Below are 24,987 nucleotides of genomic sequence, written 5' to 3'. Positions count from 1 at the left end.
TAATTGGCATGGTGCAGCTCAAGACAGACACATCCATCGAAGCCATGCGCGAGACCGGGCGGGTCGTCGCACGACTGCTGGCAGCCACCCGCGAAGCGGCGGCGGTCGGCGTCACGCCGCGCGAGCTCGACGAGGTCGCCCGCGAGGTCCTGCGCGAGGCCGGCGCCGGATCGCCCTTCCTGAACTACCGGCCGCACTTCGCGCCCACCCCCTTCCCCGGGGTGATCTGCGCGTCCGTCAACGACGCGATCGTCCACGGCATCCCGAACGACGTGCCGCTGAGGGACGGCGATCTGGTCAGCATCGACGCGGGCGCGACGCTCGGCGGCTGGGCCGGGGACTCGGCGATCAGCTTCACCGTGGGCCACGCCCGCCCGGCGGACACCCGGCTGATCGACACCGCGTTCGAGGCGCTGGCCGCGGGCATCGCCGCCGCCGTCGTCGGCAACCGGATCGGCGACATCGCTCACGCGATCGGCACGGTCTGCCGCACAGCGGGCTACGGCATCCCGGAGGGCTTCGGCGGCCACGGCATCGGCCGGGCCATGCACGAGGACCCCGGCGTGCCCAACGAGGGGCGGCCGGGCCGCGGGATGCCGCTGCGGCACGGCATGGTGCTGGCCATCGAGCCGATGCTGATCGGGGGCGGCGGGGACGACTACCACCCGGACCTGGACGGCTGGACCCTGCGGACGAACGACGGGAGCAGGGCCGCGCACGCCGAGCACACGGTGGCCATCACGAACGACGGCCCCAGAATCCTGACCGCTCTCTGACCGCCCTCCGGCCGCCCTCGCCGGCCGATCAGCCCGAAGGGCCGTACGGGCCCGGTCAGTTGGTGCGCAGGAACTCCCGGGCGAGGGCTTCTCCCGCGGTCACCGCCGCACCGTGGCTCTCGATCGGCGAGACGACGGAGTCCTTGAACAGGATGTACGTGACGCCGGGTCCCGCCCCGCCGGCCTTCGGGTCCGGGTCGACGCCGAGCGCCTCGGCGGTGGCGTACGAGGCCTCACCGATGATCCCGGCAGGCCCGGTGTCACCGACGACGGCGTACTCCACCCGGCCCGCGTGGACGACGGCGACGACACCGCCGCCCTTGATCCCCGCGCTGCCGAAGTCCCACAGGGTGCTGCGGCTCGGCACGACCACGTACGCGAGGTTCCGCGCGTCCAACGGCCGGTCGTCGGAGGTGTGGAACGCGGTGTCGCCCTGGAACCCGGGGTCGGTGTCCGCGTTGCATTCCTTCGTCACCCGGCCGTCGCAGTCGACGTCCATGTCGGCCTTCCAGAACACGGCTCCGTTCATGCCGCACACCGGAACGGCGGCAGGGGACCCCGCGTCCGTACGGTAGAAGCCGTTCGAGATCCGCTCGCAGCCCGAGACCTTGTCCAGCAACTCGGCCGCACCGACGGCGCCTTCGCCGGCATCGGCGAACGCGCGGCCGACGGTCGGGGCGGGGCCGGGCACCGGGCGGGCGTGGGCGGCGGGAGAGAGGTGGACGGGGGCGGGACGCGCCTGCATGACGGGAGTCGAGGCGTCCGGCGGAAAGGCGGAGCCGTTCCGGGCGGAGGGCGTCAGGGACCCGGCCCCTAGCAGGGCGGCTCCGGAGACCGTGACGAGGGCGAACGTTCGCATACGCACCGTGGGGGGTGCCCTTCTGTGTGAGGAGTCTTCCCTTGCACCGGCATCGGCCACGACGCCCCCCACATGCCGCCGTCGAGGCCACGGGGCCGGCCCGGCGCGTATCCACCGATGCCCGACCGGTCCCGCCCATAGGGCTACTGACGCGGCATCACTGCTGTCCGGCCGGCCTCACCACCATGGCCGAACCGCCGCCCCGCCGCTCCCTCTCCGCGGCCGCGAGCCACCGCCCGTCGGGAAGTCGCTGCACGCCGGTCGCCGCCCCGATCTCCGGGTTGAGCTTGAAGACGTGCCCCAGAGCCTCCAGCCGTGCCCGCACCGGACTGTTCCACAGCCCCGGTTCGATCTCGGTCGTCGCCGCGTTGCGCTGGCTGGCCCGGGGCGCCGCGATGGCGTCCACCAGGGGAAGCCCGCGGTCGACCGTGCCGATCAAGGACTGGAGCACGGTCGTGATGATCGTGGAGCCACCCGGAGAACCGAGGGCCAGCACCGGCTTCCCGTCCTTCAGCACGATGGTCGGGGAGATCGACGACCGCGGCCGCTTCCCCGGACCCGGCAGGTTCGGGTCGTGGACGGCCGGGTTGGCCGGTGCGAACGAGAAGTCCGTCAGCTCGTTGTTGAGCAGGAAGCCGCGCCCCGGCACCGTGATGCCGCTGCCCCCGGTCTGCTCGATCGTCAGGGTGTACGCCACGACGTTGCCCCACTTGTCGGCGGTCGTGAGGTGCGTGGTGTTCTCGCCCTCGTACGTCGTCGGGGCGGCCGTCCCGGTGCCCGCGCAGTCACCGGGGTGACGCGGGTCGCCCGGGGCGAGCGGGCTGGTGAGCACCGCGTCGTCCTTGATCAGGCACGCGCGTGAGTCGGCGAACCGCTGGCTGAGGAGCTCCTTCGTCGGCACGTCCTCGAAGGCGGGGTCGCCGACCCAGCGCCCCCGGTCGGCGAAGGCGATGCGGCTCGCCTCGATGTAGCGGTGCAGGTACTGCGTCTGGCTCGCCCGCGAAAGGTCGGTGGACTCCAGGATGTTGAGAGCTTCGCCCACCGTCGTGCCACCCGACGAGGAGGGCGCCATGCCGTAGACGTCGAGCCCGCGGTAGCCGGTCTTCGTGGGCGCCTGCCGCAGGGCCCGGTAGGAGCGCAGGTCCTTCACCGTGAGATCGCCCGGACGCACCACCCGGGCCGACGCGGGGTCGACGGGCGGATTCCGCACGGTCCGCACGATGTCGTCCGCCAGCTCGCCCCGGTAGAGCGCGTCGACCCCCTTGCGGCCGACCTCCTCGTAGGTACGCGCCAGGTCGGGGTTCTTGAAGACCGAGCCGACCACCGGGAGCGCGCCGCCCGGCAGGAAGAGCCTCCGGGTGGCGGGGAAGTCGGCGAACCGGGCCTGGTTGCCCTCCGTCTGCGAGCGAAACGTTCCGTCGACGACGAAGCCGTCGCGGGCCAGGCGCTCCGCCGGCTTCAGGACCTGCCGGAGCGACTTGCTCCCCCAGGCGTCGAGCGCCGCGTCCCAGGTGGCGGGCGTGCCCGGGGTGCCGACGCCGAGGCCGCTGGTGACGGCGGCCTCGAAGGGGAGGGGCTTGCCGTTCTCCAGGAAGAGCGAGGAGTCGGCGCTGCGCGGCGCGGTCTCCCGGCCGTCGATCGTCTCCACGGTGCGGGTGCGGGCGTCGTAGTGCACGAAGTAGCCGCCCCCGCCCAGCCCGGCCGAGTACGGTTCGGTCACTCCGAGGGCCGCCGCGGTGGCGACGGCAGCGTCCACCGCGTTGCCGCCCTTGCGGAGCACCTCGATGCCCGCGGCCGTGGCATCGGCGTCGACGCTGGAGACCGCGCCCCCGTAACCGGCCGCCACAGGCGACTTCCGCGGCGGCGGGACCGGTGGCGCGGAGGAGGACGGGGCGGCTGCTCCGAGCGTCACCACGGCGGCGAGAACAGCTGACAACGACACATTCCGCGCGACGGAACGCCTCATGGGCACCTCCAGTGAAGGATCGTCCGCGCAGGGTAACGCCGCTCCGGCCGCCTCGTCAGGAGCGCCTCGAACTTGAGGCCGAATGCCCGCCGACGTGCCCGCCCATGACTGACGGCGTCCGCGGCATCGTGCGCGACGTGATGGCCGCCGGCATCACCGCCGCCTCCGGCCGGCTCGCGTCACGCACCGGCCGGGCTCTCGGCCGACCGGGTGCTCCCGCATGAACACGGCGAGGAGTCCGGTGAGCGCATGCGCGGTGCGGCCCCGCCCGTCATCGCCCTGGCGCGCGGACTCGCCGTTCCCCTCACCACCGCGCCGGGAGCGGCCGGAGGAAAACGTGGAGGAGAGCGCGCCCCTGGAACGGCACACGAGCCCCACTCCCCTTCGGTCAGGAGCCCGGTCCGGCCTTGCTCTGCGTGCTGCCCTACGGCCGTGCGGGGATCCGCACCCGGGCGCGGGCGAGCAGACCGGCCGGGTCCGGTTTCGCCTGCAGGGACTTGAGTGTCAGCAGCCACCACTGGTCGAGCTGCTCCCCCCGGGTCCGCCCGCCCGGCAGGTCGTCGGTCAGCGTGCAGAGCCCGAAGAACGCGCACACGAGCGTCACAGCCGCGGCCGACGGCTTCACGTCGGCCGCGAGTTCACCCCGGGTGCGGGCCTCGGCGAGAAGCCGGGTGGCCACCTGGGCCCAGGCGCCGAACGGTGTGGGCACGGCCGCCTCGATGCCGCGGCGCTCCGCCCACAGCCGGGCGCCGGCGCGCGCCACGGTGTCCTCGCTGAGAGAGCGCGCGACGCTCAGGCTGAGCGCGACCAGCTTCTCCAGCGGCGGAATTCCGGGCGCAGCGTAGGGGGCGGCGAGTTGCGGCCAGGTGGCGAACTGTTCCCGGGCCACCGCCAGGGCCAGCTTCTCCTTGCTCGAGTAGTGAAAGTAGATCGCGCCGCTGGTTTTTCCAGAGTGATCACTTATGTCATTGACACTCGTGCCCGCATATCCCCGTTCGAAAAATAGATGTGCGGCTGATTCCAGCAATGCCTTGCGGGTTTCTCGGGCCCTGTCCTGCATGCACGTTCCACCTTCGCTCTCATGTTCTAGCACCGCGCGGCAAGAGAATGTCGCCCTCCATAAGGGGGCGCAGTCGCATCGCGCGAAGATCTTATTATTCTTCGGTCGCGGATGGACGCGTGTTCACGCAATCTGCCACCCGGCCAGGGGAAACGTTCCGCGCGAGTGTCGCGGCTGCGCTCCGCGCGACATGACGGGCCGCTGGAAGCACCTTCACCAGGCACGTTGACCGGAACGCGGGCGCGGCGACAGCGGCCTCCGGCCTGTCCCAATGCCCTGACAGGCGGGGGCCGGGGGCATTTCCTTGCACTCGAATTGGTGATTGCGGAACGCGCGGAGAGCAAAATAACGTAACGGCTACGATGTTTTTGGCTCACACCGAAAACGCCGATACACGTCCGCCGTGACGCGCTCAGCGAAGTGCGCGCGATCGCCGCGGGCCGTGCCGGGGCGTGCGGTTCTCTCACTGCCGCACATTCCTCTTCCACGCCCCGGCAGGTCTCTTTCACCCGCGCACCGTGCGCCGTGCACCCGAAACGGTCGGCGCGGTCTTCGAGTTCGAGAAGGGCAGTTACATGTCAGCTCGTCACATCCTTGCCTGGTCCCCGTCAGCCATCGTCTTCGACTGCGACGGGACCCTGATGGACACGGAACGGCATTGGCAGGAGGCCAGGAACGTCACCTTCGGGGTCTTCGGTCTCAAGCCGCCTGCGGGATTCGCCGACCGCGCCAAGGGCGTGCACTACACCGAGTGCGGCGCGCTCATGGCCGAGGAGACCGGAAAGCCGGACCTCGCGGAGGACCTGGCGGCCACACTCCTCACCACCTTCACCGCACTGGTCGACGAGGACCCCGTCACCATGCCGGGGGCTGCCGCGCTGGTCCGGCTGGCCGCTCGGCACCTCCCCCTCGCGGTGGCGAGCAACTGTCCTCGGGAGACGGTGGAAGCGTGCCTCGGACGGGCCGGACTCCTCTCCTCCTTCAGCCACGTCGTGGTCGCCGGCGAGGGAGTACGGCCGAAGCCGGAGCCCGATCTCTACTCCGAGGCCGTCCGTCTGTGCGGCGTACCGCCCGAGGAGGCTCTGGCCGTGGAGGACTCGCTCACGGGCATGGAATCAGCCCGCCGGGCGGGTCTGCGCGTCATCGGCCTCGGGCCCTGTCCGCCGGGTCCCGAGGCGGAGCAGGCCGACCTGTGGATCGAGAGCCTCGCCGACCGGGAGCTGATGGGCTGGGCCCGCAGCCGCATCGGGGAGTAGAGCGTCCCGGTGCCCCCCGGAGCGGGGGCGGTCAGCCGGTGGGGCGCAGATCAGGCCCCAGGGCCGGTACGACGCCGGCCGCGGAGGCGAAGAGCAGGGCGATGCCCACCGCTCCGGGATCGGGTATGCCCGTCGCCCGTTCGCCGAGATAGCTGGCCCGGCCCATGCGCGCCGACAGGGACGCGGTGTCCCGTACTCCCCGCCAGGCGCCGTCCGCCGCCGCGGCCAGGGCGGTCGCAGGCGGCGCGTTCCCTGCCGCACGGAGTGCGGCCGCGGCCGGATGCAGGGCGTCGATCAGCGTCTTGTCGCCGGGAGACGCATCGCCCACCCGGCGGATGGCGGCAAGGCCCTGAGCGGCGCCCTCGGCGAGTGCGGCCGTCGTCAGATGCGGACCGGAGTCCGCGGCCGCCCTGCTCAGTGCCTGGAAGAGCAGACCGAACAGGGGGCCACTGGTCCCGCCGATCTCATCGAGGAAGGCGGTGCCCATGGCGCCGAGGATCTCCGCGGGGCCGGCCGACTCGTCCGTACGGTCGAGCCGCAGCCCGGCGGTCCGGACCCCGGTCGCGAGGTTGGTCCCGAAGTCGCCGTCCCCCGCCCGCTGATCGAGCTCGGTCAGCTCGGCCTCGGTGGCGTACACCGAGTCGGCGAAGCGACGCATCCATTCACGAGTCCGTGTCGCGTCGAAAGCGGCAGTGGTCATGGGGGTGTCCTCCTGCTCCTGTCCCGGGCCGCCCGAGCGGCGGCCTGCGGACCGCCTACCAGCGCAGCGCCGGGGTGCGGACCGGCGCATCGTAGAAGCCCAGCGTGTCGCGGTCGGCGACCATGAGGGTCAGGGAGAAGCCCCGCATGTCGAGCGCGGTCACGTAGTCGCCGACGAGGTGCCGGGCAAGCCGCACATGCCGGGCGTCGAGGACTCGGCCCAGTTCGCCGAATATGCCGTACAGCTCGAGCGAGGTGACCGATCCCAGACCGTTGACCAGGGCCACGACCGGCTCGTCGGGCCCCGGGCGCAGAGCGTCCAGCAGGGCGTCGGCCATGTCCTCCACCAGAGGACCCACGCTGCCCTGTCTCCTGGTGCGGTCGGCGCGCTCACCGTGGATCCCGACGCCGTACTCCAGATCCCCGGGCGGGAGCCCGAACGCAGGTTCGCCGGTGGCCGGTGAGTGGTGGGCGGCGGAGGCGGCGGCGAGCGTCCGGCACCGGCCCGCGAGGGCGGCGCCCAGTTCCGTCAGCCCTTCGAGCCCCATTCCGGTGTCCGCGGCGCCGCCCAGGACCTTCTCGACCAGCATCGCGGCACCCGTGCCACGGCGCCCCGCGGAGATCTCCTCGGAGTCGGACGCCAGGTCGTCGTCGACGAGGACCCGCGCGCAGGCGATGCCCGCGTCGGCAAGCCGTTCGGCCGCGATACCGAAGTTGATCCGGTCGCCGGTGTAGTTCTTGACGATGTGCAGCACACCCTCCGGCCCCGCCACGGCGCGGGACGCCCGGAAGATCTGCCGGTTGTGCGGAGAGGCGAAGACCCTCCCGGGGCACGCCCCGTCGAGCATGCCCGCGCCGACGTAGCCGACGTGCAGGGGTTCGTGCCCGGAGCCGCCACCCGACAAGAGCCCCACCCGGCGGGCCGGTGAGGAGTGGCGGGCGGTGAAGAAGCCGTCGCTGGGGTCGTATGCCACGAGGTCCGCGTGCGCGCGGGCGAAGCCGGACAGCGCATCGGGGACGAGTTCACCGGTTTCGTTCTCGAAGTACCTGACCATATGCCGAACCCTTCTGTCCGCGGCCGGCCAGACGGACCGGCATCCGGACGAGACCTCCATGGTGGGGGTGACCGAGCGCGTGCGGCAACTCGCGGAGCGTATCTGCGTCCCGCCTCGGGGCGAGGACTTCACGCACGACGCACCAGGCTCTCCCCGGCGCATCGGAACGATATATCGGTTTCCCTATAACGAAGGGGGGAATATGCACCAAAAGGGATACCGCATATGAACCTGCGGCTTTCGAACGAAACGGAGCATGGACCACGTCCGAGCAACCGTGCGCAGCGAGAGGAGGTTCCGTGGATCCTTGGCTGTACTGGCTGGTCACCGCGGGCGTTCTGGGGGTCGTGGAGATCTTCACTCTGACCGCCGCGCTGGGAATCCTCGGGCTGGCGGCACTGGTGACCGCAGGGGCCGCGGCCCTCGGCTTGCCGGTCCCCCTGCAGTTCGTGGTGTTCACCGCCACCGCGACCGCCAGCCTGCTGTTCGTGCGCCCTTTCGTGGTGCGGCATGTGCTGGCCCCTCCCGCTGCCGAACGGTTCGGCGTCGAGGCGCTGGTGGGCCAGATCGCTCGCACCGTCTCGGAGGTGACAGCACTGGACGGCAGGGTGCGCATCGGCGGCGAGGAGTGGACCGCCCGCTCCTACGACGAGACGCAGACCATTCCACCCGGTACAGCCGTCGACGTCATGAAGATCAGTGGCGCCACCGCGTATGTCTACCCCCGGGAGTGAGCCATGGAAGTCTCGGCGTTGCTCATAGCCGGCGTGATCGTCGCTCTGATAGCCGTCTTCACGGTGGTGCGGGCTGTTCGCATCGTGCCGCAGGCCCGCGCTCGCAACGTCGAGCGGCTGGGCCGCTACCGCCGCACCCTCAAGCCCGGCCTCAACCTCGTCATCCCGTACGTGGACCGGGTCTATCCACTGATCGACCTGCGCGAACGGGTCGTTTCGTTCAAACCGCAGCCGGTCATCACCGAGGACAACCTGGTCGTCGAGATCGACACCGTTCTGTACTTCCAGGTCACCGATCCACGAGCCGCCGCTTACGAGATCGACGACTTCCTCCACGGCGTCGAACAACTCACAGTGACCACGCTGCGCAACGTGGTGGGCTCCATGGACCTGGAAAAGACGCTCACCTCTCGCGACACCATCAACAACCAGCTCCGGGGTGTTCTGGACGAAGCCACCGGAAAGTGGGGGCTGAGGGTCAACCGGGTCGAAATCAAGGCCATCGACCCCCCGCAGTCCATCAAGGACGCGATGGAGAAGCAGATGCGGGCCGAGCGGGACAAGCGAGCCGCCATTCTCGGGGCGGAAGGGCAACGCCAGTCGCAGATCCTCACGGCCGAAGGCGACAAGCAGTCCGCCGTCCTGCGTGCGGAGGGGAACCGCACCGCCGAAATCCTCAAGGCGGAGGGCCAGGCCCGGGCCGTCGACGAGGTCTTCCAGGCCGTGCACCGCAACGATCCCGACCCCAAGCTGCTGGCCTATCAGTACATGCAGATGCTGCCCCAGCTCGCCCAGGGGGCGGGCAGCACGTTCTGGGTCATCCCCAGCGAGGTCACCTCGGCACTCGAAGGCGTCTCCCGGGCCTTCGACGAGAAGCTGCCCCCGTCACCGGCCACCCGCGGGAAGTCCCCGGACCACAGGGCAGCGGACGCAGCCGACGACGCCGCGCAGGCGGCCGAGGCCGCCGCGCAGGCTCTCGCCGACGCGGCCGAGGCCGACACCGCCCCCACAGGCCTCACGTTCGGCTCGCCCACCGACGGCAGTCACGAATCCGAGGGCCGGTGATCTCAACGAGACCGCCACGCCCGGTCGTTCTCCGGCGTCGGTGGACCACGCAGTGACCGCAGCCGAACCCGTCCGGTGAACGCCCCGGGAGAGCTGGAGGAGTTCGTCGCCCTTGCCCCCTGGAGACGCCGTACCGCCCCTGGCACGGCCGGGCCGTGTCAGCGGGCGTCCGGCATCCAGGCGGGCTCGCCCCATACGCCCTCCTGGTGAGGGACGACGCCGTCCGCCGCGCTTACCGCTCCCTCGCATCCCACCGAACGACGCTTCGAAAGTTTTCGAAACTCGACAAGGCGCAGCGTCGCCGGATGGGCATCATCGCGGCCCCTCGCTCCCGCTGTCCCACCTGAACCCGCGTTGACCAGCGCAGCAGTCATTTCAGGTGTCCTCCGAGTTTCGGAAACGTTACGTAAACCGTTGACAACTCCCTTGGCAGGCCCGACTGTTGTGTCGCTCCCGGGCCGTGCGTGGACGCGCACGGCAGGGCTGTGTCACCCCATCGATGAACGCCGACGTGTGTTCGGCGTGTCTTCTGGTCACAGACCGCGCTAGTCGCGAGGAGGAAACACCGCATGAGCGACACCTCCCACCACTCCGACCCACGTCAGATCAGCCGCAGGAAACTGGTGCTCGGCAGTGCCGGGGCGCTGGTGGCGGCAGGGACAGCAGGACTGCTGCTGCCCGGCACGGCCCGCGCCGCAACGGTCCTCACCAGCAACGCGACCGGTACGCACAACGGGTACTACTACTCCTTCTGGACCGACACCCCGGGCACCGTCAGCATGTCGCTGTCGGACACGGCCGGCTCGTACAGCAGCCAGTGGAGCGGCACCAACAACTGGGTCGGCGGCCTCGGCTGGAGCAACGGCAGCCGGCGGGCCGTCACCTACTCCGGCTCGTTCAACCCGGGCAGCAACGGCTACCTGGCGCTGTACGGATGGACCGCCAACCCGCTGGTCGAGTACTACATCGTGGAGAACTTCGGCCCGTACAACCCCGGTTCCGCCGGTACGAGGCGCGGCACGGTCACCGACGACGGCGGAACGTACGACATCTACGAGTCCACCCGCACCAACCAGCCCTCGGTGGAGGGCACCAAGACCTTCCAGCAGTACTGGAGCATCCGGCAGAGCAAGCGCAGCAGCGGCACCATCAACACGGGCAAGCACTTCGACGCCTGGCAGGCGGCCGGGATGCCGATGGGCGCGTTCAACTACTACATGATCATGGCCACGGAGGGCTACCAGAGCACCGGAAGCTCCAGCGTCAGCCTGGGCGGCGGGACCACCACGCCCACCACTCCCCCTCCGGGCGGGGAAACCACTCCTCCTCCGGGGACGGGCGCCTGCACCGCCACGTACCGCACCACCAGCTCGTGGAACGGCGGCTTCAACGGTGAGGTGACCATCACGGCGGGCAGCGGCGGCCTCACAGGCTGGAAGGTGCCGGTGAACCTGGCCAGCGGCCAGACGGTCACCTCGCTCTGGAACGGCACCTCGAGCCGGAGCGGGAACGTTCTGACCGTGACCCCGGCCGGTTACAACCGCACGCTGGGCGCGGGGCAGTCGACGTCGTTCGGCTTCACCGTCAACGGGCCCAGCAGCCCGGCCCCGTCGGTCGGCAGCTGCGGCGTGGGCTGACCGCGGCGGACGCCCGGCCGCAGGCTCCGGCGCGGAGCCCCCTCGGACACCGCGCCGTTGCCTGTCCCGCCGCAGAGCCACTCAGCGCAGTACGGCCGCCAGCAGGTCGGCGCCCAGCGCCGTCAGATCGGGCACCTTGAGCGTGTAGTGGACGTAGCGGCCGTGCCGCTGGGCCGTGAGCAGGCCCGCGCGGCGCAGGACGGCGAGGTGACGGGAGACCTCCGGGGGTGAGAGTTCCCAGGCGTGGGCCAGCTCGCCGGTGGTGTGCGGGCCGCGGGCCAGGGTGCGCAGCAGCCGCTGCCGTACCGGATGCGCGAGTGCCTCCAGCCGGAGCGTGATCGTCTCCATCGATACGATCTCCGCCGAACCCGGCTCGGCCACGGGGTACTGCACCACCGGCTGCCACCCGCGCGCGTGGACCACCACCAGGTGCGGATCGCCGAAGACACTGGGGATGAAGGTGACCCCGGTGCCCTGGGCGGACGTCGACTTGTCCTGCAGCTTGTCCAGGATGATGCTGTCGCCTTCCGGCGCCAGGGTGACCGCGTCGGACACCGAGGCGAGGGCCGCCCCTTTCCCCTGGCGCTTCAGCAGGTCGTTCTTCAGGCGGAGATCGGTGGCGATCTCCACGGCGATGCCGGCCCAGGCGGCCTCGAAGAAGGCGTCGGCGCACTGTTCGAGGGTGCGGCGCACCCTCGCCCGCACGGCGGCCGGGTCCGCGAGCAGCCGTTCCGCGAAGGCCTCCTGCAGCGGGCCGCGGGCCTGGGCCAGGTCCAGGGCACGCTCACGGGCGGTCGTGTCGGTGAGCGGCGACGGCGCGGGAAAGTGGACCCGGTTGCTGCCGCAGGTGGTGACGAGCGCGGCGGTCACATACGTTTCGTCGTCGATCCGGTCCACGTCGTCCAGCTCCTCGGCGAGGGTCGGCCGGGGACGGGCGGGAACCAGGAAGTCGGCTCGGGAGGAACGCCAGAGGAACTCGGCCTCCCTGAGCCGCTCGGCCAACTCCGGCCGCAGCCCGGCCCAGACGTCCCCGGCCCAGCCACCGAGTCGCGGATGGTGCGCGGGTTCGGCCAGCACGTGCAGCATCGCGGTCAGTTCGGCCAGCGGGGAGGCGGCGAACCGCAGTCGCTCGGACGGCAGGCCGCTGATGTCGATCCTCAGGGTCACCCCCTCATCATCACTGACCGTACGACCGGCGGCGGCGTCGGTTGACGGTGTCCGTCAACCGACGGGGCCGGCCCGGCGGCCGACCCCACCGTGGTCGCCATGGCAACCACCACCACGATCCGGCCGCGCGCCCTCGTCCGTGCCTCCGGAGGCCCCCGCTACGCCGTCGCCCTGGCCGTGGACGCGCTCGGCACCGGCCTGCTGCGGCCCTTTCTGCTGCTCTACGGCGTGACGGTGCTGAGGCTGTCCGCGCCGGCCACCGGCCTCGCCATGACGGTCGGCGTCGTCGTGGGTCTGGGGTGCCTGCCCGCGGTCGGCCGATGGCTGGACCGGGGCGCACGCAGCACGGTCGTGGCGGCGTCGATGCTGGTGCGGGTGCTGGGCGTGGCTCTGCTGCTGGCCGCCCCGGCGGGGCATGTCCCGCTGTTCACCACGGCGGTGCTCTTCCTCGGCATCGGCAACCAGGCATGGCCGGTCGCCCATGCGGCTCTCGTGGCCACGGTCGCCCACGGCCGGGAACGCGACACCGCTCTCGCGGCCGGCCGCGCCCTGCGGAACGCGGGTCTGGGCGCGGGCGCACTCCTCGCCACCGCATGCCTGGCGGGCGGCGCCACCGCATTGCGGGTGCTGGCGGCCGTCACCGGGCTCGCCTGTCTCGCTGCCGCGGTCTTGGCGTGGTCGGTCCGCCTGCGCGCCCGTCCGGCGGCCGCCCCGGCGGATGACAGGAACGAGGGACCGCCGCCCCGCATGGGCGCACTGCTGGGCGCCAACGTGGTCTACGCCTTCTGCCTCAACGTCCCCGAGATCGCGCTCCCCCTGGTCCTGGTGACGCAGGTGCACGCGTCCCCGGTGTGGTCGGCGGCCATCTTCGTGGCCAACACGGTGCTGGTGGTCACGCTGCAGGTTCCGGTGACCGCCCTGATGTCCCGCTTCTCCCGGCGTACCGTGCTGGCTCTCGCCGGCGTGGTCCTCACCGCGTCCTACCTCGGGTTCCTGGTGGCGACCTCGCTGGGGCACGGCTGGGGCGCCCCGGCAGTCGCCGCGGTGTCCGTGGTCTGCACCCTGGGCGAGATCGTCTACGCCGGGAGCGCCATCGCGCTCGTCACCGCCCTGGCCCCGGCGCATGTCCTCGGCCGGGCCCTCGCCCGTTTCCAGCTCTCCACGGGCTTCGGTCTCGCCGTCTCCCCGGCCGCCATCACCGCGCTCGCACCCTACGGCCCGACCGCCCTGTGGGGCAGTCTCGCCGCCGGTACGCTGCTCTCCGCTTCCGCCGTCGCCACCGAGAAGGCACAGGGTCCCGCGGTCAGACCGAGCAGCGCGCCGGACCGATGACGCCGTCCGTGCCGGTCACCGTCACCACCTCGGCCCGGTCGGCGGTGCGGGCCTGGGCGGCGGTGCAGAAGAGTTGCTGGCGTGCGGGTTCGGAGAGCTGGGTGACCGGGATGTCCAGGGTGACCCGCACGCCCTGCGCGCTCAGCTCGATGCTCCTCTTCACCCGGTGCGTGGGGAGTTCGGAGCGGAGGCCGGCGTCTCGCTCCGCTCGGGTGGGGCCGGCGAAGAGCATGTCGAGGGCCCTGACCGCACCGGCGGGCGGCTCCTCCCCGTAGGTGCCCGCCCCGGACCCTTCGCCCGACGGTGCGGTGTAGCGGACGACCGGCATCAGCCGGGTCGCCGCCGACGAGGAGGTGAAGTAGAGGACCGTGCTCAGCTCTCCGGCCGGCGCCACCTGCACGGTCGCCGGTTCGCCTGCCTCGACCACCTCCGTCGCCCGGATGCCGCACCCCCCGGCCAGCAGCACCAGGGGCACCAGCAGCGCGCCGGGCGTGCGCACGCTCCTCATGGCCCCTCCAGCGGCAGTTCGACGGTGAACACCGCTCCGCCGTCGGGCCCGTTCCCGGCATGGACCGTACCGCCGTGCAACCGGACGTTCTCCCGCGTGATCGCCAGTCCCAGTCCGCTTCCCGTCGACCGGGTGCGCGCCGCGTCGGCCTTGTAGAACCGGTCGAAGATGTGCGGGAGCACGGCGGCGTCGATGCCCGGGCCACTGTCCTCGACCTCCGTCACCAGCCGCGCCGCCCCGTCCCGCCGCTCGGTCCGCAGGCGTACGGTGACGGGTTCGGCCCCGTGCCGCAGGGCGTTGCCGACCAGGTTGGCGACGATCACGTCGAAGCGGCGCGGGTCGAGCACCGCCCGTACGCCGTCCGGGAGTTCGGTGCGGACCCGGTCGTCCCAGTGACGGGCCTGGAGGGTCTTGCGGATCGTCTCGGCCACATCGACCTCGTCGCTGTGGAGATCGACGGCCCCGGCATCGAACCGGGAGATCTCCATCAGGTCCTCGACCAGCGTGGCGAGCTTTCCGGTCTCCGTGCTGATCAGCCGGACGGCCGCCGCGGTGTCGGGGCGCAGCCCGGCGGCGTCCTCGTCGAGCACCTCCGTCACGGCGAGCATGCCGGCGAGCGGGGTGCGCAGTTCGTGCGAGACGTCCGAGGCGAAGCGCCGGGCCCGTTCCTCGGCCTGGCGGAGCCCCTCGACGGATTCCTGGAGTTTGGTCGACGACTCGTTGAACGTCCAGGCGAGTTCGGAGAGTTCGTCCGATCCGCGGACCGCGATCCGGGTGTGCAGCTCGCCCCGGCCGATGCCTGCGGCGGCGCGGCGCAGATCGCGTACCGGACGCAGGACGCTGCGCGCGGCGAGCAGCGCGGGGACCAGGGCGATCAGCAGGGCGGGCAGGGCGCCGTCGCGGGCCGCGGTGACCATGGCGGCGACGTTCGCCTCCTCGGTGGCGAGCGGCATCACCGCGTAGAGCACGAGGCCGGTGGGCTGCCGGCCGTCGCCGCGGTCGAAGAGGGTCGGCATGCCGACGGTCAGCCAGGGCTTGCCGTCCTTGACGACGCGCTGGAACGATCCGTGGGCGTTGTTCCGGGCCGCCGCTCGCAGGGATGCCGTGATCACGCTGGAGACCGGCCGGTCGGAGGAGGAGACCCTCAGGTCGCCGTACTCGGCGAAGACGGTCCAGGTATGCGACTTCCCGTCGCGGGCCAGGGCGAGGCACATGTCCCGCAGCCCGAGCCGGTCGGGCGGGAGATCGACGCCGCGTTGGCTGATCCGGTCCCGGAACTGGGCGACGGCGGTGTCCTGCGCCTGCTGGAGGATCGCCGAGCGGGCCTCGCGGTAGGTCAGGGCCGCGGTGGTGGCGGCGCTGACCGCCGCGACGAACAGGAACGCGGCTATGAGCCGGGTGCGCAGCCCGAACCGGGCGGACGGCAGCCTCATCCGAGGGGTCCGAAGCGGTAGCCGAAGCCGCGGACGGTCTGGATGTAGCGCGGGTTTCCCGGCACGTCCTCGATCTTCTGCCGCAGCCTGCGCACACAGGCGTCGACCAGCCGGGCGTCGCCGTGGTAGCTGTGCTCCCACACGTATTCGAGGAGCTGCTGGCGGCTGAAGACCTGCTCCGGCGCGGCCGAGAGGTGCAGCAGCAGCCTCAGTTCGGAGGGGGCGAGGAGCAGCCGCTCCCCCGCCTTGGCGACGGTGAGGCCGACCCGGTCGACCGTCAGCACGCCGTGGGTCTCGACGCCGCTGCGCCCGGCGGGTTCGGCGAGCCGCCGCAGCACCGCGCGGATCCTGGCCTCGATGACCTCGGTACGGGCCGGCTTGACGATGTAGTCGTCGGCGCCGGCCTCCAGTCCGACGACCACGTCGAAGTCGTCGCCGCGTGCGGTGAGCATGATGATCGGCAGCTGGCTGGTCTCCCGGATGCGGCGGCAGACCTGGACGCCGTTCATTCCGGGCAGCATGAGGTCGAGCAGGACGAGTTCGGGCCGGAACTCGTCCAGTGCGGCCAGTCCCGCCTCGCCCGTGCCGACGGTCCGCAGCTCGTGACCGCGCCTGCGCAGCCCCAGCTCCACCCCTTCTCGCACGGAGGGGTCGTCTTCGATCAGCAGCACGCGAGGCATGGCGTCAGTATCCCAGTGATCAAGGAGTGGATTCGGAAGGGTGTGCGTCCGGCCGGTGCCGCCTCAGGTGCGGCGCAGCCGGCCGCGTACGGCGCTCAGCGCGGTGCCGACCTCGGTCAGCCGCAGCGGGCGGGCGAGCAGGGCGACCACGAGGAAGAGGACCAGCACTCCGGTCCCGGCCGCGGCGAAGTCCCCGGTCCCCGGCCCGTCCGTGTCGACGGCGCGGGCCGCCGCGTACGCCAGCAGGCCCGCGGGCACGCACGCGGCCACCAGCCGGGCGTGCGCCCATACTCCCGGCGAGCGCAGGAGCGAAGGCCGCCGCGCGCCGGATGCGCAGACCCTGCGGTGCAGTACGTACCCGGTGACGGCGAATCCCGCGAACAGCGCCACGGAGTAGGCCCCCGCCATTCCCGTCACCGCCCAGCGCGCGGGCAGCATCAGATAGGCGGCTGCCGAGAGCCCCGCGTTGAGCGCGGCGATGACCAGGTTGAGGAGGAAGGGGGTGCGGGTGTCGCCCAGGGCGTAGAAGCCGCGGGAGAGCACGTACTGCCCGGAGAAGGCGATGAGGCCCGGCGCGAAGGCGGCCATCATGCCCGCCATCACGGTGATGTCCGCCGGGCCGGTCCGTCCGTACCCGAAGACGGACCCCATCACCCACGGGGCGAGTGCGAGCAGGACGGCGGCGGCCGGGACCACGGCGGCGGCGGAGGTCCGGAGCGCGTACGAGACGTCGCGCCGCACCCCGGCCAGATCGCCGTCGGCGGCGGACCGGCTCATCCGCGGCATCAGCGCGGTGACGAGGCTGACGGTCACGATGCCCTGGGGCACCACCCAGAGCTGGTAGGCGTAGCTGTACGCGGTGTAGCCCGCGCCTCCCGCCAGGCCCTGGTCCGCCGCGTGCTGGCCGGTGGCGGTGGAGAGCCGGGTCACCACCCAGTAGGCGGCCTGGTTGGTGAGCACGAGCATGACGAGCCAGCCGGCCGCCCGCAGCGGACGGGTGAGTCCGCTGCCGCGCCAGTCGAACCGCGGCCGCCAGCGGAACTTCGCGGCGCGCAGGGCGGGCACCAGGGCGAGGGTCTGTACGGCGATCCCGGCGGTGGTCCCCCAGCCGAGCCACTGCGCCCGGGCGGAGGTCAGTTCGCCGTCCGAGCCCGCCGCCGTCCAGAGATACAGCCCGAACACCGCGATGATCACGAGGTTGTTGAGGACGGGGGTCCACATCATGGCCCCGAACCGGTTGCGGGAGTTGAGCACTTGTCCGAGGAGGGTGAAGAGCCCGTAGAAGAGGATCTGGGGCAGGCAGTAGCGGGCCAGGGCGATGGTGAGTTCGGCCTGGTCGCCGTCGTAGGTGGGCGCGTACACCGAGATGATCAGCGGGGCGCCCGCGACGGCGAGCGCGGTGAGGGCGAGGAGCCCCGCCGTGCAGAGGGTGAGGAGGCGATCGGTGTAGGCGGTCCCGCCGTCGGCGTGCTCCCGGGCGGCCCGGACGAGTTCGGGGATGAAGACGGCGTTGAGGGCCCCGCCGATCAGCAGCATGTAGAGGATGTTGGGGACGGTGTTGGCGACCGTGTAGCCGTCGGCCCGCAGTCCCGTGCCGAGCGCGGCGACGACGACCGCCGAGCGTATGAACCCCGTCGCGCGCGAGACGACGGATCCGGCGGCCATCACGGCGCCGCTGCGCAGCACCGAGGCGGAGCCCCGGCGCTCGTGCTCCTCGGGGGCGACCGCGCCGGTGGCCGCGTCCGCGGCCCTCACCGGCGTGCCAGATAGGCCTGGAAGGCGCGGTACAGCGTGTTGTTGGTGGCGCCGCCCACTGATGTCTCCCACTCTCCGAGGGTCTCCACGACCTGCCCGCCGGTGCCGAACTTCCAGCGCAGCAATCCGAAGGGGCGGTCGTCGGGATCGAGGGTGGAGGATACCCCGCGCATGTCGTACACCTGTGCGCCCTGGGCGTGGGCGTCGAGGAGCATCTGCCACTGCAGGGCGTTGCTGGGGCGGACCTCGCGGCGGTGGTCGGCGGACGCGCCGGTCTGGTACCAGACCCGGCGTCCGGTGCTGATCATCGTGTGGGCGGCGAGTATCTCGCCCTGGTGCACGGCGAGGCAGAGCTTCATACGGCCGGGCTGTTCGGCGTTGAGTACGGCGTACTGGCGCTGGTAGTAGGCGAGGGAGCGGCCGAGCCGGAAGCCGTCGCGTTCCTCGGTGATCCGCAGCAGCCGGTGGAACTCGGGGAGTTCGGCCGCGCTCCCGGTCACGATGCGCACCCCGGCCCTGCCGGCCTTGCGGACGTTGCGGCGCCACTCCTGGTTGAGGCCCGCCCACAGGGCGTCGGTGGTCCGGCCGGCGAGCGGCACCCGGAAGACGTACCGGGGCTGGGCGTCCGCGTCGTCACCGTCCCCGCCGCAGCGCCGCCAGCCGCGGGCGCGGAGCCGGTCGGCCACGGCCGCGCCGAGCGGGTCGACCTCGCGCGCCAGGACGTCGCCGACGGTGCGCCCGGGGCCCGTCGCGGCCTTGAGGCGGGCGGTGTCCCAGCGGCGGTAGGCCGGAGACGGTCCTATGCGGACGGCGAACGCGCCCGCGCCGCGCAGATGGGTCATGAGCGGCCTCAGCCAGCGGTCGATTCCGGGATCGGCCCAGTCGGCCACCGGCCCCTCCGGCAGATAGGCGAAGTATTTCCGGGTGCCCGGGAATTGCCGGTAGAGAATCAGGGCACTGCCGGCCAATTCCCCGTCGTCGCCGAGCCAGCCCACCATTTCCGACGACCACTGGTCCTTCACACCGGCCCAGGACGGGTACTGGAGAAAGCTCGCATCCGCCCGTGCGGCCACGTGGGCCCGGTGCTCGGCGGCCGTCAGGCCGCGCATCCGTAGGTCCTGGTGACGGCTGCGGTCTCCGGTCGCGAGCAGCGCTGACATGTCCGTGGCCCTCCCTCGTGGGCCCCGCGGCGTCTCTGCGGGGCTGCACAGGATGTTCACAGCGGGTCATGACGGGGCTGCGCGCCGGATGTGACCGGACGGTGACCGTTGCGCTGCGCTTCTCGTCACACACCGCATTCCCGTATATCCGCGGATTGCCGGAACCTAGGCTCCGGGGAATGCCGCTCGTTCGATGACGGCGCATGGCCCAGGAGGTTTTCCCATTGCTGCCTTTGATATCCGCCTCTCTGACAACCGCCGTTCGGCGCACCGCCCGTCGCACCCATCCCGTCCGTCCCGCCCGGCTCGCCCTCGCCGTCGGCGCCGTGGTGCTCGGCACCGCTCTCACGGCCTGCTCCGGCGGCGCGGCCGCCTCCGGTCAGGACGGCCAGGGGCCGGGCGCCGGCCCGTCGAAGGCCGCGGAGACCCGGATCTCGGTGAACCTGCGCGGCGCCACGGCCGCCGCGGGCCGGCCGGTGAGGGTGACGCTGGCCACCGGGAAGCTGCGTACCGTCACGGTCTCGGCGGACGGCGGCGACGCCCTCACCGGCCGGCTCTCCCCCGACGGCAGGAGCTGGACGTCGGACCGGCCGGCCGCGCCCGGCACCACGTATCGCGTCGAGGCGAAGGACACCGGCGGGGGCGGCGACACGGCCGGGTTCACGACGGCGGCCGCCGGCAAGGTGAACAAGCTGACCCTGGCCCCCGGCAAGAACACCACGGTCGGTGTCGCCCAGCCGCTGTCGATCGTGTTCGACCATCCGGTGAAGAACAGGGCGGCGGTCGAGAGGGCGCTCAAGGTCTCCACCTCGAACGGCACCGAGGGCTCCTGGGGCTGGCTGGCCGACTACTCGGGCCGGGACCGCGTCGACTGGCGGCCCAAGGACTACTGGAAGTCCGGCACCCGCATCACCCTCGCCGCCGATCTCAACGGCGTCGACTCGGGCCCCTCTGGCGGCTGGTTCGTACGCGACTACGCGACGACGTTCACCGTCGGCAGCAGTCAGGTGGTCAAGGTGGACCTGGACCGCCACCGGCTGGCTCTGAAGCGGGACGGCAGGACGGTCATGGACGTGCCCATCTCCGGCGGCACGCCGGGCGGCGACAGGGCGTCGTGGCGGGGCACGGCCGTCCTGATGGCGAAGGAGGGAACGATCAACATGAACTCCGAGACGGTGGGCCTCGGGGACGCCTACGACAAGATGGTCGACTTCTCGATGCGGCTGACCTGGTCGGGCATGTACGCCCATGCCGCGCCGTGGAACGCGGCGTACTTCGGTGTGGCCAACCACAGTTCGGGCTGCGTCGGGATGAGCGACGCCGACGCCGCGTCCCTCTACCGCCGGGTCCGCGTCGGCGACCCCTTCGAGATCACCGGCGCGGACGCCAAGGGCACGGTCGCGGAGGGCAACGGTTACGGGGCATGGAACGTCTCCTGGGCCGACTGGCGGACCAGAAGCGCTCTCGGCTGACGGTACGGCGGACACGGCCCGCACCCCCGGTACGAACGGCACGGCCGGCACGCAGCTGACCTTCTCCCCGCCCGGCACGGGCCTTCACAGGCACCCGTGCCGCGGGCGAGAAGTGATCACCGGCTGCTGCCGGACGGGCACCGCTCCCCAGGACCGCCGCTCGGCGGACCCGGGCTACCGCGCTCGCGGCATCAGCGTCGCCGGCTGAGCCGGACCCACGCCCGTCGCCTCCGTCTTCGGGTTGCGGCGCTGACGCCTCGCCACCCACGTGGCGAACCAGGAGAGCAGCATGCACATCCCGATGTAGATCGGCGAGATCACCATCACCACGGGGATGAAGGGCAGATCGTAGTCGAGGTTGGACGCGATGAGCTTCCCGGCGTGAAGGAATTCCTCGTACGTGATCAAGTAACCCAGCGAGGTGTCCTTCAGCGCCACCACCAACTGGCTGATGATGGTGGGCAGCATCGCACGCACCGCCTGCGGAGCCAGGACGAAGGTGGTGACCTGCGTCTTGCGCATGCCCAGGGCGAACGCCGCCTCGCCCTGGCCGCGCTCCACCGACTTGATGCCGGTGCGGAACACCTCGGCGAGCACCGAGCCGTTGTACAGCGTCAGTCCGGCGACCAGGGCCGGCAGCGGCTGCACCTTCAGCGCGACGAAGATGAAGAAGATCATCACCAGGACCGGCATGGCGCGGAAGAACTCGACGAGGACCGTCGCCACCCAGCGCACCGGCCGGTGGTCGGAGAGTCTGCCCACCGCGAGCACGGCGCCGAACGCCAGCGAGAGCACCGCGGCGTACGCGAACGCCTTGAGCGTGTTGCCGAGCCCGCGCAGCAGCAGCTCCTGGATCCCCTTGTACTCGAAGGGCGTCCACTTGGCACTGGTGAACTGGTCGGTGTCGAAGAGCAGATAGATGACCCAGCCGACCAGGGCGAGGATCAGGACCGTCGACACGATTCCGTACACGCGGTGCCGCTTGCGGGTCTGCGGTCCGGGGATGTCGTACAGCACGGTGGGGGCGGGGGCGGAGTGGGCGGTCATCGGGCGACTCCCCAGCGCTTTTCCAGCACATTGAAGATCGCGCTGATGGTCAGAGTGATGATCAGGTAGCCGACGGCGATCCAGACGAAGGTCCAGATGATGCTGTAGCCCAGCTCGTTGAGGGTTTTGTACGTGCCGAGGAGTTCGGTGACGCTGAACGCCCCGGCGATCGCCGAGTTCTTGGCGAGGGCGATGAGCGTCGAGCCGATCGGCGGGATCACCGAGCGGAACGCCTGGGGAAGCACCACGTTGCCGAGCGTCTGGCCGAACGTCATGCCGAGGCTCCTCGCCGCCTCTCCCTGCCCGGTGGGCACGGTGTTGATGCCGGAGCGCAGCACCTCGCAGATGAACGCGGAGGTGTAGCAGCCGAGCGCAAGGATCGCGAAGACGTTGAACGGGAGCACCAGGCCGAAGCGCGGCAGCCCGAGCAGGACGGCGAAGAAGAGCAGCGTCAGCGGGGTGTTGCGCAGCACGGTCACCCAGACCGTGCCGATCACCCGCAGCGAGCCGACGGGCGCCACCCGGAAGGAGGCCATCAGGAAGCCGACCGCCAGCGCCAGGAGGGAGGCGTAGAAGGTCAGCTCGACGGTGCCGACGAAGCCCTTGGCGTAGAGCGAGAAGTTTTCGGTGAGTACGTCCATGTGTCGTGGCCGTCCTCTCAGTTCGCCGGGTAGCGGTCGATGGGCGGCGGCTGCGGAGCGGGCGCCCCGGAGAGGCCGAGCGTCGCCTCGAACGCCTTCTTCCAGTTGCCGTTCTTCTCGTTGGTCTCCAGTGCGTCGTTGAGGGCGAACCGCAGTGCGTTGTCGCTGCGCGGGACGCCGATGCCGTACGGCTCCTCGGAGAACGGCTTGCCGACGACCTTCATCTCGTCGGGCGCCTTCGCGGCGAAGCCCAGCAGGATCGCGTCGTCGGTGGTGACGACGTCGACCTGGAACGTCAGCAGGTTGTCGACACAGATCGAGTACGTGTCGTAGGCGACCAGCTTCGCCTCCGGGTAGTCGGCGGCGATCCGCTGGTACGGGGTCGAACCGGCCGCCGAGCAGACCGTCTTGCCGGCCAGGTCCTGCGGTCCGTGGATGTCGTCCTCGTCCGTCCGGACCAGCAGCCCCTGACCCGCCATGTAGTAGGGACCGGCGAACCCGACGAGCTTCTTGCGCATGTCGTTGATGGTGTAGGTGCCGACGTAGTAGTCGATCTGCCCGTTCTGCAGGGCGGTCTCGCGGTTGGCGGAGGCGATGGTCTTGAACCTGATCGTCTTCGGATCGAAGCCCAGCGAGGCCGCCATCATCCGGGCGATCTCGATGTCGAAGCCCGAGTAGATGCCCGTGGCCGGGTCCTTCTCACCGAGGTAGGGCTGGTCCTCCTTGGCCCCCACCCGCAGATAGCCGCGCTTCTTCGCCTGGGTCCAGGTCCTGGAATCCGGCAGCCGGAAGGCGGTGTCGACCTTGTACACCGGCAGCGCCCCGGCCTGCGGCCCCTTCACCGGCGGGCTGCCGTCCTTGCCGCAGCCCGCGGCGAGCACGGCCAGCAGGAGGCCGGCACAGGCGGCCAGTACTTTCCTCGTACGCAACACAGGGCCTCCCGTCAGTGCTTGAGGATCTTGGACAGGAAGTCCTTGGCGCGGTCGCTCTCCGGGGCGGTGAAGAAGTCCTCCGGAGTCCGGTCCTCGACGATGCGGCCGTCGGCCATGAACACCACACGGTTTGCCGCCGAGCGGGCGAAGCCCATCTCATGCGTGACGACGACCATGGTCATGCCCTCCCGTGCGAGCTGCTGCATCACCTCCAGCACCTCGTTGATCATCTCCGGGTCGAGAGCCGAGGTGGGCTCGTCGAAGAGGAGCGCCTTGGGGTCCATGGCGAGGGCGCGGGCGATGGCCACGCGCTGCTGCTGGCCGCCGGAGAGCTGGGCCGGGAACTTGTCGGCCTGACCGACGAGTCCCACTCGCTCCAGCAGTTCGCGGGACCGCCGGTCGGCCTCGCCCTTGTTCCGCTTACGGACCTTGAGCTGCGCCAGCGAGACGTTCGCGAGCACGGTCTTGTGCGCGAACAGGTTGAACGACTGGAAGACCATGCCGACTTCGGCCCTCAGCCGCGCCAGGCCCTTGCCCTCCTCGGGGAGGGGTCTGCCGTCGATGGAGATGCGGCCGGACTCGATCGTCTCAAGGCGGTTGATGGTCCGGCAGAGCGTCGACTTACCGGAGCCGGAGGGGCCGATGACCACCACCACCTCCCCGCGGCCGACGGTGAGATTGATGTCCTGCAGTACGTGCAACTTTCCGTAGAACTTATTGACGTCATGCAGCTCGATCAACGGATCGACGGCCATACGCTGCCCTACCCACTTATCGCTTTGTCGAGGTCAGCGCAAACTATCCGCCCTGGCAAGGGACTTCACACCCGACACGCGTAAATGGGTCATAAGGCGTTTTATCTCGCCGCGTGATGTGCGCGGCCGGCCGTCACCCCTCGGCCGACTCCGAGTACACCTGCGACAGCTCGGGGCTGCCCGTCATCGCCCAGTCCAGTCCGGCCTCGACCACATCGATCTCACGCCCCGAGGCCAGGCGCACCACGGGCTGACCGCTCGGCCGGATGTGCCAGAGCGCGCCTTCGACGTTGCGCACCAGGACGGTGCCGAGATAGAGCCCCGCGTCGTTGCCCAGCCAGGGCAGCTCCTCCGGATCGTCGCGCCAGCGCGGCGGCAGTTGATCCAGCGCGGCCAACGAGGCCGGGGTGTCGTCGAGTTCGAGCCCGCGCTCCCCCACCCGGACGCGGAGCAGCTCACATTCGGCGAGCATTTCTGCCACGCCTTCCGGATCGGCCTCGACGGCGGCTGCGAGCCCCGCCTCCCGCGTTCCGTCGTGACGCTTACGCCAGTTGTCCAAGAAAGGGATGTTCATACCGCTCAGGGTCCCATCCCTGCCCGGATCCGCACCACAGGGCGCGCGGCCTGTCGTTCGCGCGCCCCACACCCCCCGTACACCGTGCGTTCTAGACTCCCCGGTACGCGGGTGCACCCGTACGCACGTCGCACGTACGGACAGGGGAGTTCGGATGGCCGAGGACCGGGCCGGGGTGGTCGTCTACTGGCGCCCCGGCTGCCCGTACTGCATGAAGCTCCGGCTCCGGCTGCGGCTCGCGAGACTGCGCCGAACCGAGATCAACATCTGGCGGGACCCCGAAGCCGCCGCGTTCGTCCGCTCGGTGGCGGACGGGAACGAGACCGTGCCGACGGTCACCGTCGGCGGTAAGGCCATGGTGAACCCGTCGATGCGGCAGCTGCGCGAGGCCGTACGGGCTCAGGCGCCGCAAGCGGACTCCTGA

24 protein-coding genes are annotated in these 24,987 nt (G+C 71.1%); 8 read left to right on the top strand and 16 right to left on the bottom strand.

Going from position 1 to position 24,987, the window contains the following annotated elements:
• Window positions 1-8: 8 nt before the first annotated feature.
• The gene (map, locus tag E6R60_RS01930) at window positions 9-776 is read left to right on the top strand and encodes a type I methionyl aminopeptidase (protein ID WP_136324577.1); all 768 of its coding nucleotides are present in this window, start codon (window positions 9-11) and stop codon (window positions 774-776) included.
• Window positions 777-831: 55 nt separating this feature from the next.
• Here map and E6R60_RS01925 read toward each other — a convergent pair whose 3' ends face one another.
• The 3 genes from E6R60_RS01925 to E6R60_RS01915 form a co-directional block, all read right to left on the bottom strand.
• The gene (locus E6R60_RS01925) at window positions 832-1,635 is read right to left on the bottom strand and encodes a glycoside hydrolase family 75 protein (protein ID WP_136324576.1); all 804 of its coding nucleotides are present in this window, start codon (window positions 1,633-1,635) and stop codon (window positions 832-834) included.
• Window positions 1,636-1,792: 157 nt separating this feature from the next.
• Entirely contained in the window at window positions 1,793-3,601 is a 1,809-nt protein-coding gene (gene ggt, locus E6R60_RS01920) for a gamma-glutamyltransferase (protein WP_136324575.1), read from the bottom strand.
• Between the two features lie 424 nt (window positions 3,602-4,025).
• A complete protein-coding gene (locus E6R60_RS01915; protein WP_136324574.1) occupies window positions 4,026-4,661 on the bottom strand; it encodes a ScbR family autoregulator-binding transcription factor in 636 nt (211 codons plus the stop codon).
• Window positions 4,662-5,236: 575 nt separating this feature from the next.
• On the opposite strand from E6R60_RS01915, the gene E6R60_RS01910 reads away from it, so the two are divergent.
• A complete protein-coding gene (locus tag E6R60_RS01910) occupies window positions 5,237-5,917 on the top strand; it encodes an HAD family phosphatase (RefSeq protein ID WP_136324894.1) in 681 nt (226 codons plus the stop codon).
• 31 nt (window positions 5,918-5,948) lie between these two features.
• On the opposite strand, the gene dhaL is transcribed toward E6R60_RS01910, so the two are convergent.
• Both dhaL and E6R60_RS01900 read right to left on the bottom strand, forming a co-directional pair.
• On the bottom strand, window positions 5,949-6,617 hold the full coding sequence (dhaL, locus tag E6R60_RS01905; protein ID WP_136324573.1) for a dihydroxyacetone kinase subunit DhaL: 669 nt from the start codon (window positions 6,615-6,617) through the stop codon (window positions 5,949-5,951).
• Between the two features lie 55 nt (window positions 6,618-6,672).
• Window positions 6,673-7,671 carry a dihydroxyacetone kinase subunit DhaK gene (locus tag E6R60_RS01900; RefSeq protein ID WP_136324572.1) on the bottom strand — a complete coding sequence of 333 codons (999 nt, stop codon included), beginning with the start codon at window positions 7,669-7,671 and terminating at the stop codon, window positions 6,673-6,675.
• Window positions 7,672-7,970: 299 nt separating this feature from the next.
• Between E6R60_RS01900 and E6R60_RS01895 the strand changes: the two genes are divergently transcribed.
• The 3 genes from E6R60_RS01895 to E6R60_RS01885 all read left to right on the top strand — a co-directional run bounded on the left by E6R60_RS01895 (window position 7,971) and on the right by E6R60_RS01885 (window position 11,107).
• Entirely contained in the window at window positions 7,971-8,405 is a 435-nt protein-coding gene (locus E6R60_RS01895; protein WP_136324571.1) for an NfeD family protein, read from the top strand.
• A 3-nt stretch (window positions 8,406-8,408) separates the two neighbouring features.
• Entirely contained in the window at window positions 8,409-9,470 is a 1,062-nt protein-coding gene (locus E6R60_RS01890; protein ID WP_136324570.1) for an SPFH domain-containing protein, read from the top strand.
• Between the two features lie 569 nt (window positions 9,471-10,039).
• Entirely contained in the window at window positions 10,040-11,107 is a 1,068-nt protein-coding gene (locus tag E6R60_RS01885) for a glycoside hydrolase family 11 protein (protein WP_136324569.1), read from the top strand.
• 81 nt (window positions 11,108-11,188) lie between these two features.
• On the opposite strand, the gene E6R60_RS01880 is transcribed toward E6R60_RS01885, so the two are convergent.
• Window positions 11,189-12,274, bottom strand: coding sequence for a DUF5937 family protein (locus E6R60_RS01880; RefSeq protein ID WP_136324568.1), 1,086 nt, complete (start codon window positions 12,272-12,274; stop codon window positions 11,189-11,191).
• A gap of 99 nt (window positions 12,275-12,373) precedes the next feature.
• Between E6R60_RS01880 and E6R60_RS01875 the strand changes: the two genes are divergently transcribed.
• Window positions 12,374-13,606: an MFS transporter gene (locus tag E6R60_RS01875; RefSeq protein ID WP_136324567.1), complete on the top strand. Its 1,233-nt coding sequence runs from the start codon at window positions 12,374-12,376 to the stop codon at window positions 13,604-13,606.
• Here E6R60_RS01875 and E6R60_RS01870 read toward each other — a convergent pair.
• From E6R60_RS01870 to E6R60_RS01850, 5 genes are all read right to left on the bottom strand, one after another.
• Window positions 13,578-14,114 carry a hypothetical protein gene (locus tag E6R60_RS01870; protein WP_136324566.1) on the bottom strand — a complete coding sequence of 179 codons (537 nt, stop codon included), beginning with the start codon at window positions 14,112-14,114 and terminating at the stop codon, window positions 13,578-13,580. The two genes, E6R60_RS01875 and E6R60_RS01870, sit on opposite strands and share 29 nt — an antisense overlap.
• Window positions 14,111-15,547 carry a HAMP domain-containing sensor histidine kinase gene (locus E6R60_RS01865; protein ID WP_136324565.1) on the bottom strand — a complete coding sequence of 479 codons (1,437 nt, stop codon included), beginning with the start codon at window positions 15,545-15,547 and terminating at the stop codon, window positions 14,111-14,113. The genes E6R60_RS01870 and E6R60_RS01865 overlap by 4 nt, the downstream gene beginning before the upstream one ends.
• Window positions 15,544-16,227, bottom strand: coding sequence for a response regulator transcription factor (locus E6R60_RS01860; protein ID WP_136324564.1), 684 nt, complete (start codon window positions 16,225-16,227; stop codon window positions 15,544-15,546). The genes E6R60_RS01865 and E6R60_RS01860 overlap by 4 nt, the downstream gene beginning before the upstream one ends.
• A 63-nt stretch (window positions 16,228-16,290) precedes the next feature.
• A complete protein-coding gene (gene murJ, locus E6R60_RS01855; protein ID WP_136324563.1) occupies window positions 16,291-17,982 on the bottom strand; it encodes a murein biosynthesis integral membrane protein MurJ in 1,692 nt (563 codons plus the stop codon).
• A complete protein-coding gene (locus E6R60_RS01850) occupies window positions 17,979-19,142 on the bottom strand; it encodes a peptidoglycan bridge formation glycyltransferase FemA/FemB family protein (protein WP_136324562.1) in 1,164 nt (387 codons plus the stop codon). The genes murJ and E6R60_RS01850 overlap by 4 nt, the downstream gene beginning before the upstream one ends.
• Window positions 19,143-19,390: 248 nt before the next feature.
• On the opposite strand from E6R60_RS01850, the gene E6R60_RS01845 reads away from it, so the two are divergent.
• Entirely contained in the window at window positions 19,391-20,614 is a 1,224-nt protein-coding gene (locus tag E6R60_RS01845) for an Ig-like domain-containing protein (RefSeq protein WP_240802375.1), read from the top strand.
• A gap of 174 nt (window positions 20,615-20,788) precedes the next feature.
• Here E6R60_RS01845 and E6R60_RS01840 read toward each other — a convergent pair whose 3' ends face one another.
• The 5 genes from E6R60_RS01840 to E6R60_RS01820 form a co-directional block, all read right to left on the bottom strand.
• Window positions 20,789-21,661 carry an amino acid ABC transporter permease gene (locus E6R60_RS01840; protein WP_136324560.1) on the bottom strand — a complete coding sequence of 291 codons (873 nt, stop codon included), beginning with the start codon at window positions 21,659-21,661 and terminating at the stop codon, window positions 20,789-20,791.
• Window positions 21,658-22,302 (bottom strand): amino acid ABC transporter permease, encoded by a 645-nt coding sequence (locus E6R60_RS01835; protein WP_136324559.1) that lies wholly within the window; start codon window positions 22,300-22,302, stop codon window positions 21,658-21,660. Before E6R60_RS01835 ends, E6R60_RS01840 begins: the two co-directional genes overlap by 4 nt.
• A gap of 17 nt (window positions 22,303-22,319) precedes the next feature.
• Window positions 22,320-23,231: a glutamate ABC transporter substrate-binding protein gene (locus tag E6R60_RS01830; protein ID WP_136324558.1), complete on the bottom strand. Its 912-nt coding sequence runs from the start codon at window positions 23,229-23,231 to the stop codon at window positions 22,320-22,322.
• Between the two features lie 14 nt (window positions 23,232-23,245).
• Window positions 23,246-23,989: an amino acid ABC transporter ATP-binding protein gene (locus E6R60_RS01825; RefSeq protein WP_136324557.1), complete on the bottom strand. Its 744-nt coding sequence runs from the start codon at window positions 23,987-23,989 to the stop codon at window positions 23,246-23,248.
• A gap of 133 nt (window positions 23,990-24,122) precedes the next feature.
• On the bottom strand, window positions 24,123-24,563 hold the full coding sequence (locus tag E6R60_RS01820) for a DUF6278 family protein (protein ID WP_136324556.1): 441 nt from the start codon (window positions 24,561-24,563) through the stop codon (window positions 24,123-24,125).
• A 154-nt stretch (window positions 24,564-24,717) separates the two neighbouring features.
• Here E6R60_RS01820 and E6R60_RS01815 point away from each other — a divergent pair, with 154 nt between their 5' ends.
• Complete coding sequence (locus E6R60_RS01815) at window positions 24,718-24,987, top strand: glutaredoxin domain-containing protein (protein ID WP_136324555.1); 270 nt, start codon at window positions 24,718-24,720, stop codon at window positions 24,985-24,987.

The organism is Streptomyces sp. A0642, from assembly GCF_004795105.1.
GTDB lineage: Bacteria > Actinomycetota > Actinomycetes > Streptomycetales > Streptomycetaceae > Streptomyces.
Note: the sequence above shows the minus strand (reverse complement) of the source record. Positions and strands in the feature narration are given on the sequence as shown.